This is a genomic window from Halochromatium sp., assembly GCF_054919635.1.
In genome coordinates, this window is record NZ_JBUDPI010000154.1 from 1 (window position 1) to 8,127 (window position 8,127).

Here is an 8,127-nt window from a genome sequence, read left to right on the forward strand (position 1 = left end):
CTCGAAGGATGCCTCAGATGCATGTTGCAGCGCTAGTTTATATGCGCTCGCCCTGTGCAGATCAGCGAAACCTTGCTCTTCGCGGACTGAGGCGCTGTCGTCATCGGCGTTCAGTGGTCTCTACCAACCGACCGCATCCGGCAAACGCCGGACTCGCGCAAGCTCGGCTCGCGGCCGGATCTTGGGCATGCAGGGGGCGAGGCTGAATCGCTCACCACGACGAGCGATTCGCCAGCCTGCCCGCTCGATCTGCTCACCTGTCTGCTCTGACTCATAGTGGTAGAGCACCATTCGTTGGCACTGTTCAGCGCTGTACTCGGCGCGCAGCTCGTCGACACTGCAATGGGACGGATTCGAGACCAGCCCACAGTCATGGAACACCCACTCACCGCGCCGCGCATAGCGATTCAGCACCTCGGGGATCGGCCGCGTATCACCCGTGAACACAAAGACGCCTTCCAGTGCCAGGCCGAAGGCCGTCAGATGCTCATGGTGGCGGACCGGAAATACCGAGAAGTAAAGCCCGTGGTGCCAAAACCCCTCCGAGACCGGGATCAACTGAAAGACATCCCAGAAGTTGCTGCCGCCTTCGGCGAGCAGGCTGGGATAATCTGCGAGCCGACGCTGCAGCACAGTGATCAAGGCGACGGGAACGAACAGCGTCACCGGAGCCCTTGGCGCTTCGGCGGTCGCCAAACGATAGAACAGCCCCTCAAGACCACCGATGTGATCGAGATGGGCGTGGGTGATGAACAACGAGGATGGCTCATCGCAATAGATGCCTCGATAGGCCGCTAGGGTCATGGGTCCGCAGTCGATCAGCAGCAAGGGTTGCTCTGCGGTCTCAAAGACAGCAGCCGAGGAGCCCAGATCCTGCGCCTGCGCATTACCGACGCCCAGGAAACGTAAGCCAAGCTCGGACATAGAGAAAGGACTCCATTAGGCGGATCGCGATGGATCACGGCGATTCGACACCACGCCGTCATAGGCGTCGCTTGGGAATGGGCCGCTCTGGGCTAGCGAGGCGCCGAGCCGAGCTTGCGAGCCCGCAACACTCTACCACGCACATCATGGCAGTCTGATGAACTGCTGAGCTCGAAGCAGCGCAGCTGGATTCTGGCCCTGCGGTCTTGGGTACTATCCAGCAGGCTGTATGGGCGGGGATGCCATCGCACGCAGCCGCCGATAGACACCGAATGCGATCAGGAAATTGCTGACCGACAGCAGGCTCTCGCTAGCGCCATGCAGCAGGTCGGCATGCGACAGGCTTGGCAGGCCGAGGCGCAGAGTCGCCATGCGCGTCGTCGAGATGGTGACCGCGACGAAGACCAACAGGAACCAGAAGCCAAAGACCGTCAGTGCCGGGAACAACAGGCGATCCTGTCGGTAGAGCACCAGCAGCATCAGCAAAAAGCCCAGATAGATCAGGTTTGCTGCGGGCAACAAGGCTGCCGACTCAAACCCCGCAACCGACAACCTGAACAGCCCCCAGAGCAAACCCAGTGTCATCACCGTCGCGGCCATCCCTGTCCGCGGCAGGCGCCCCGTGGGCAGCAACAGGAGCGTCGCACTCAAGAGCGACAGGCTGCCGATAAAGGTTAGCACGCGCGACAAGTCGATTAGCGAATCGGCGCGATCACCACTCAGATGAAAGCCAAGCACCGCAATCCCGCCGAACAGATGCGGGATCATGGCATAGGCAAACCATTTGAGCCGCGGCCGGTCGATGCGAATCGCATAACGGCGAAATAACAGGATCGCCGCCAGCCATTCACTGACCGTCAGCAGATGGATGATCCAGGTGGGCGCCGAAAGCAGCATGGGGCTTAACCGGGCTAATACTTCGGACTGCGCCAACCGAAGGCCACAAAGGTCATCCGGGTGACGAAGATGCCTAGGATACAGATCAAGATGCCCAACATCACCTGCTGTTGCGATGCGTAGGGTCCGGCGTACTGCAGAAACAACGCCAAGGCCACGGACCAGATGATCGCCGTCTCGCCATAGAAGCTCGAGTGCAGCATCGGATTGCACGCCTCCTGACGGATCATATCGCGCAGGATAGCCCCGCCGGTGGCGCTGACCGCGCCGATGATCGGTCCCCAGACCCAGAGCGGCTCCAAGCCCTCCTCGGCCGCAATCGAGACCGCGATCACGGTAAACAGCGCAAGACCGAGCGCATCGAACACCTCGAGGATCACACGCGGACTGAAACGGCGTCGCAGCTGAACCACGAGATTGACCAGATCGAAGAACCAGAGTGAGCGTCCGCGCAGCCGATCCAGCCCCCGGTTGAGCAGATAGCCGGCGCTGATGGTGCCGATGCAGGCATAGAGCATCTCCGGCGCGTCGAAGAAATAGATCGGCCGCAGCAAGAGCACATCGCGCACGACGCCACCGCCGAGCGCCGGCAGTGATGCGAGCACAAAGGCACCATAGATCGAATAATCACCCTGCCGAGCGATCACAACCCCCGAGATGGAGAAGGCGATGATCCCGAGCAGGAACATGATCTCGAAGGCGCGGCTGTCGAGCACCATGCTGATCGAGAGCGGATCGACGAAACGCTGCATGATGCGCGCAATCTGCCCATCCGCCACCATGTGCTCGAGCGCCTCGTTGAAGGCCCGCAGCTGCCAGTCTGCCACGGTATCCTTGGCGAACAGCATATGGATCGAGCGCTCCTGCAGCACCAATGGATGCATCCGGAACCCTTGCTCGTGCCAGGCTGCCAGCAGCGCCATACTGCCCAACTGATCGCCGAGGAAGCCATCGGCCTCACCGTCGAGCACAGCACTGATGCTCTCGGCAAGGCTGTTGGTGCGGTGGAGCAGACCCTGCGGCTCCAGGCGCGCAAGCGCCGCCGCATTGGTCGTTCCCCAGTCATAGCCGCGCACCACTGCGATACGCAGTCTTGTGGCGATCAGCGCATCGGCGAGCGCTTCAACCGAGGCCGCCGAAGGCAGCCTCACGCGGGTAGAGAGAAACAGGCGATCTCGCCCTTCTCGGTAAGGCGGCGAAACGAGCGCATAGCGACGGCGTTGCTGGCTGTCGTAGGCACCTGGCACCGCATCAACGCGGCCAGCGGTGAGCAGATGCAAGCTTGCAGCGAACGGGCGATAGCGAAAGCTGACCGTCAGGCCAGCGCGTCGGGCCGCCTCGCGCATCACCGCGATATCGACACCGCTCGGATAGCCGATCCCTCGCCGCTCGGCCTGGAACTGGTACGGCGGCTGGTCAGACCAGGCAACCAACAGATGCCGATCCGTGGATGAGGCCACCGGCGCTAGGTGCGCATCACCCAGGGCTTCATCTGCACTCACTGCTGCAGATGCGATCAATAAGCCGAAGACGATCGAAAGGGCCAGTCCCCAGTGCCTTATTCCCAAGCTCACAACGCCAGTCGCCTAAAGGCCGATCGATCGTTGACCGGCCAAAGAATCGATGATTACTGCGTTGCAAGCCTGACCCAAAACCAATGCTTGAATCAAGCCTGTGGAGCTTAGGCGAGCCTCCGCCCGGTCAGCTGGTGATAGACCTCGAATCCGGCATCGCGCTCCCGACAGCGCAGGATGGCGGCCCGACCCGGCGTGCTCGGGTCAGGCTGCACCTTGACCCCAAGCGATTCGGCCGCTTGCAGATGCTCGTCGCTGAGGTCGGCGTCAACGAACACGGAGATCACGTAGCCACCCGGAATCGGGGGTGGCGGGCTGAAATCCCCGCCATCCACGAGCGCCACCCAGGCCGGTATGAAATCCGGCCCGTAGAGATCGAAGAAGCCATTGGAGCCACGCAGATGGGCCTCAATCGGCTTGCCGCCGATCAGCTCGATATTGCAGATCCCGGTATAGCCGGCCAGATTGCGCCGCACCCAGGCGCTGATCCACTTCTCCGCGTCTGGCAGCTCCGCCCCAATCTCCCAATAGATCGGGCGCGAGGCATCCTTCTCATCCGAGCCTCGGGTATGCGCAAACCAGCGCGGCTCACCCTCTTGCACCAGGCAGTCACTGCTGGTGTGCGTGCCGGTCAGACGCTCGCACCAATAGCTGCCCGGCTCGAGCGGCAGCTCATCAGCGCGCACCGAGCGCGCACTGAGACCCATCCCAGCCAGGTTGGTGATCGGCTTCACAAAGACCTCGGCATCGGGCGGAACACCAAGGTCCATCGGTGACACCCCGCAGGGCGCAGCGGTCAGGCCTGCATCGAGCGCGAGACGCAACTTGTCGTAGATCTGTCGGTAGGACGGGTTCAGCCGCCAGGCTGCCGCGTCGCTGACAGCAAGATCGCAGCGCGGCTCGGGCTGGAAGAGTTGCTTGCGTTCCGGCAGGACGCCAATAAAGGGCATAAGCACTCCGTCGAGATTGTTTGCATTCAGGCCGCGATTGCCCCTAGAGGCGAGCGAAAAGACAAGCAAGGCCGTATGAGCTTTGGCCGAGATCGCCTGAGACCGGCTAGCCTGCGTCCAGACACTAAGCCCAGTATGCCGAGAGTCAAGAGGTGTCTTGGTCGAGCGCTTCCTTGCGCAACATCCGTCGCCCCAGGGCTAAGCCGCCTTGCGCTCGACGCCCAGCACCGGGGTGATCTCACAGAGGAGCGACTTGAATGGCGGGAAGCCGCTGATCGGGTCGAGCGCAGCATCGTCAGTCAGCTCATTGACGTTCGCATGGTTCCAGCCGTGAGCGCAATGCGCAACGCCAGGCTTGATGCGATCGGTAATCCGCGCGGTAAAGCGCACACGACCGCGACGCGTCGACACCATGACCGGATCGCCATTGCCGATACCCCGCCCGGCCGCATCGTCCGGATGCAGCTCCACCAGGGCGTCTGGCATCGCCTTGCGCATGCGTTCCAGATACTGGTGCTGCGAATGGGTTGCGTGCTTGTGGCGTGCCCCGCTGGTCAGCACCAGCGGGAAATCACGCGCGACATCGGGCGTTGACAGCGGGCTCTCAGATGGCTCGCGCCAGATTGGCAGACCATCATGGCCGGCGTCTCGCAGCTCTTGTGAATCGAACTCGACCTTGCCGCTCACCGTCTTGAACCCATGCAGGCGGTATTGACGGTCGGCGTCGAGATAGCCCTGCTCGACCAGGTCGTCAATGGTCTGGGCGTAGACGGTGACCCCATCAGGATTGGAATAGACCTCGGCGCGGATATCTTCCGGGATGCCCTCGGCCGCCTCGGCCCATGAGGCGGCCAGGTCGCCGTTCCAGAACTGATCGGTCATGCCGAGTCGCACGCCAAGCTCGAGGAACACCTCAGCATCCGGGCGCGCCTCGCCCTTAGGCGCCACCACGCGCTGCCGGTAGCGCAGCTCGCCTTGGTAGGCGCAGCCGGGATAGGCGATCAGCGCCTCTCGCTCGAGGTTGGTCGCCGCGGGCAGCACGATATCGGCCATGCGGGTGGCCGGATTGTGGAAGAAGTCCGAGGCAGCGAAGAAATCGAGCGCACCGAGCGCCTGCTCCATGCGCTTCGAATTGGCCCACATGCCAGTATTGATGCCCATGGCCAGCAGGCTGCGGATGCGCTGTGGCTTACCCTCGAGGATACAGCTCGGTAACAGCATGCTTTGTGCCGCTGGCCAATGCCGGGTCCAGACCGGAAACACCTCGTCCCCAACACGCGCTGGCAGGTCATTGAGGCAATGATCGAACAGCTCGATCGGCTTAGGGCTGACCTTGTCGTTGAAGAAGCGGTTGCCGCCTTCGCGGTCGAGATTTCCGGTCACCGCCGAGAGCAAGATGACGGCGCGATGATTCTGAAAGCCGTTGCTGTGCTGCACGGTCGCGGTCGGTGAGAGCATGATCTGCGCTGGGTGCAAGGTCGCGAACAGCTCAGCGGCCCGGCGCAGATCGTCAACCTCGATACCGCAGATCTCGGCAACGCGCTCGGGCGGAAATTCCGCCACATACTCTCGAAACGCCTCGACCCCTGTGGCCCATTCGTCCAAGAAGGTCTGATCCTGCCAGCCATTGGCGAAGATCAGATGATGGAAGCCAAGCGCGAGCGCACCATCGGTGCCGGGCCTGACCTGCAGAAAGACATCGGCCTGATCGGCCAGCGGGGTGCGGCGCGGATCGACCACGATCATTGGCCGGCCAGGCTTCGCGTGGGCCTGTGGATGCAGATGGAAAGGTGGGATCGAGCCGCGCGGGTTGGTCGACCAGACCAGCAAGCATTTGGTGTTGTGCGAGGCGATGGTGGAGGTGGTCTTGATCTTGGTGCCAAAGGTCACCTCTTCCGCCACCTTGGTCGCTGAGAAGCAACAGCCGCTCTCGGTCATATAGTTCGGCGATCCAAAGGCGTGCGCCAACCGCTGCAGCTGCGGGCGCGCTTCCTTGGTGTAGCCGGCAAAGAAGGCGACCGCCGGTGCACCATCCTGTTCACGCGTCAGGCTTAGATGCTCAGTGATGGTGCTGAGTGCCTCGTCCCAAGAGACGCGCTCAAAATCACCGCTGCCGCGTGGTCCAACCCGCTTCAGCGGATAGAGCAGCCGATCTGGGTGATTGCGCCGATCGAGCTGCACATAGCAGCGCGGGCAATCGGGCCCCGCGATCGACACGGGCTCGCCTTGCGGATCGAGGGTGACATCGATCGCGCAGTTGGCATCACATTCGTAGCAGGTACTCTTGACGGTAGACATGGGCTAGACATTCCGCTGAAAACGATTGTTCAGACGCTGATGGCGCACGCTGTGCCAGATTTCAACCCAATCAGGATCATCGCAGCTGCACCTTGGCTGGCGACAGAGCTGGCGCCAGGGCCATCGCCGCAAGCACAACAAGTTTCAGCCTTGATATCGCTGCGATCAGCCAAAGCCGGGCGGAGCTCAGCACGAAGGTTGGCTCTACAAGCGCTCGTAGGCTAAGCGTCGGTCTCTCCGAGGCCTCGCTGCAAACAGGATCCTTGATCACGTGTTGCATGGGACGCGCCGAGCAAACCCGGCTCAAACAGAAATCGCGCTAGAATAGGAGGTTTACAAGGCCAGGCTGCGCAGGCTGACAGGCATCAGCACAGCAGCCAGAAGCACAGAGCGCGCCAATCGGCGCATCACCGTTCAATCGCCACCCCAACCGGCCACCATGAGCAAACCACAGCTGAGCTACCAGGACGCTGGCGTCGACATCGATGCCGGCGAGCGGCTGGTACAACGCATCGCGCCCGCGGTGAAAACGACCCATCGTCCAGGCGTCCTCTCCGGGCTCGGTGGCTTTGGCGGCCTGTTTGAGCTACCGAGCGGCTATCGCAAGCCAGTGCTGGTCTCGGGCACCGATGGCGTTGGCACCAAGCTCAAGCTGGCGATCGAGCTCGGCCAGCATGACAGCATCGGCATTGACCTGGTGGCGATGTGCGCCAACGATATCGTCGTCTGCGGTGCCGAGCCGCTGTATTTCCTCGACTACTACGCGACCAGCGCGCTCGACGTCGAGGTCGCGACCGAGGTCGTGAACGGCATCGCCGAGGGCTGTCGCCAAGCCGGATGTGCGCTGATCGGTGGCGAGACCGCCGAGATGCCCGGCCTCTATGCCCAAGGCGACTATGACCTCGCCGGCTTCTGCGTTGGCATCGTCGAGAAATCGGCGATCATCCGCCCGGATCAGGTCCAGGTCGGCGATGCACTGATCGCATTGGCCTCCTCCGGCCCGCACTCAAACGGCTACTCGCTGATCCGCAAGGTGCTTGAGCTCAGCGCCGTCCCTCTGACGACCCCGCTTGCGACACGGGCCTCTTCAGCAGCAGCGCAGCCTGCGTCGCAACCCGGCTCAACGCTACCGGCCTCGGCGCCCGGCGAGCCTAGCCTTGGCGCGCAGCTCTTGGCCCCGACCCGCATCTACGTGAGGCCTGCGCTAGCGCTGATCCAGGCACTCGAGGTTCACGCCTTGGCACACATCACCGGCGGCGGCATCACCGAGAATCTGCCGCGGGTCCTCCCCAAGGGCACCCGGGCGATGATCAACCTCGACAGCTGGACGCTGCCAGCCGTCTTCGGTTGGCTGCGCGAGCAGGGCAACATCGCCGATGCCGAACTGCTGCGCACCTTCAACTGTGGCGTTGGCATGATCGCCTGCGTTCCGACCGAGCAGGCCGAGGCCGCCTGCGCGCAGCTCGCCGAGCTCGGCGCGCAGG

Annotated in this window: 6 protein-coding genes; 1 reads left to right on the forward strand and 5 read right to left on the reverse strand. The window is 62.7% G+C overall.

All coding sequences use genetic code 11. From position 1 onward, the window contains the following. Nucleotides 1–120: 120 nt before the first annotated feature. From ACY693_RS10615 to ACY693_RS10635, 5 genes are all read right to left on the reverse strand, one after another. A complete protein-coding gene (locus ACY693_RS10615) occupies nucleotides 121–924 on the reverse strand; it encodes an MBL fold metallo-hydrolase (RefSeq protein WP_462321799.1) in 804 nt (267 codons plus the stop codon). Between the two features lie 213 nt (nucleotides 925–1,137). Next, entirely contained in the window at nucleotides 1,138–1,821 is a 684-nt protein-coding gene (locus tag ACY693_RS10620) for a DUF2499 domain-containing protein (protein WP_462321800.1), read from the reverse strand. A gap of 14 nt (nucleotides 1,822–1,835) precedes the next feature. After that, a complete protein-coding gene (locus ACY693_RS10625; RefSeq protein ID WP_462321801.1) occupies nucleotides 1,836–3,323 on the reverse strand; it encodes a TRIC cation channel family protein in 1,488 nt (495 codons plus the stop codon). Nucleotides 3,324–3,502: 179 nt separating this feature from the next. After that, nucleotides 3,503–4,345, reverse strand: a complete 843-nt coding sequence (locus ACY693_RS10630; RefSeq protein ID WP_462321802.1) for a hypothetical protein — start codon at nucleotides 4,343–4,345, stop codon at nucleotides 3,503–3,505. Between the two features lie 198 nt (nucleotides 4,346–4,543). Then, on the reverse strand, nucleotides 4,544–6,643 hold the full coding sequence (locus tag ACY693_RS10635; RefSeq protein WP_462321803.1) for a molybdopterin-containing oxidoreductase family protein: 2,100 nt from the start codon (nucleotides 6,641–6,643) through the stop codon (nucleotides 4,544–4,546). Nucleotides 6,644–7,082: 439 nt separating this feature from the next. Here ACY693_RS10635 and purM point away from each other — a divergent pair. Beyond that, the coding region (gene purM, locus ACY693_RS10640; protein WP_462321804.1) for a phosphoribosylformylglycinamidine cyclo-ligase at nucleotides 7,083–8,127 on the forward strand (1,045 nt) is incomplete at its 3' end.

Excerpts from the sequence above, each read along its gene's own strand:
- ACY693_RS10630 (WP_462321802.1), bottom strand. The coding sequence starts at position 4,345 with ATGCCCTTTATTGGCGTCCTGCCGGAACGCAAGCAACTCTTCCAGCCC.
- ACY693_RS10635 (WP_462321803.1), bottom strand. The coding sequence starts at position 6,643 with ATGTCTACCGTCAAGAGTACCTGCTACGAATGTGATGCCAACTGCGCG.
- ACY693_RS10615 (WP_462321799.1), bottom strand. The coding sequence starts at position 924 with ATGTCCGAGCTTGGCTTACGTTTCCTGGGCGTCGGTAATGCGCAGGCG.
- ACY693_RS10620 (WP_462321800.1), bottom strand. The coding sequence starts at position 1,821 with ATGCTGCTTTCGGCGCCCACCTGGATCATCCATCTGCTGACGGTCAGT.